The organism is Bacillus sp. SIMBA_031, from assembly GCF_046535225.1.
GTDB lineage: Bacteria > Bacillota > Bacilli > Bacillales > Bacillaceae > Bacillus > Bacillus velezensis.
Map to the genome: position 1 here is coordinate 1 of NZ_JAWRXC010000164.1, position 277 is coordinate 277.

1 protein-coding gene is annotated in these 277 nt (G+C 53.1%); it reads right to left on the reverse strand.

Annotated features, from left to right (window positions below):
- The coding region (locus SB724_RS19900) for a DUF4383 domain-containing protein (RefSeq protein ID WP_410572538.1) at positions 1 to 228 on the reverse strand (228 nt) is incomplete at its 3' end.
- Positions 229 to 277 lie beyond the last annotated feature (49 nt).

The window sequence follows — 277 nt, forward strand, 5'->3', positions numbered from 1 at the left end:
ATGTCCGGCAAAGGACATGGATCCGAAATCGACGGTGATGCCGGGAATGAAGCCCAAGACACCGACGAGCAGGAATACGGCACCCACGATTTGGGCTGCACGTTGGATGGTGGTGCGGCTTCGAACGGGGCTATTAGTGGATGTCATGGTTCTCCTCAGTGGGCAACGGCTCGAAATCCTGAAAGGCCGGGACCGGAATAATAGTCTCGACTCCTCAGAAAATATCATAAGGATACTTATGATTGATAGGCCTGATTCCGAGTTGTAACCCCGGCGT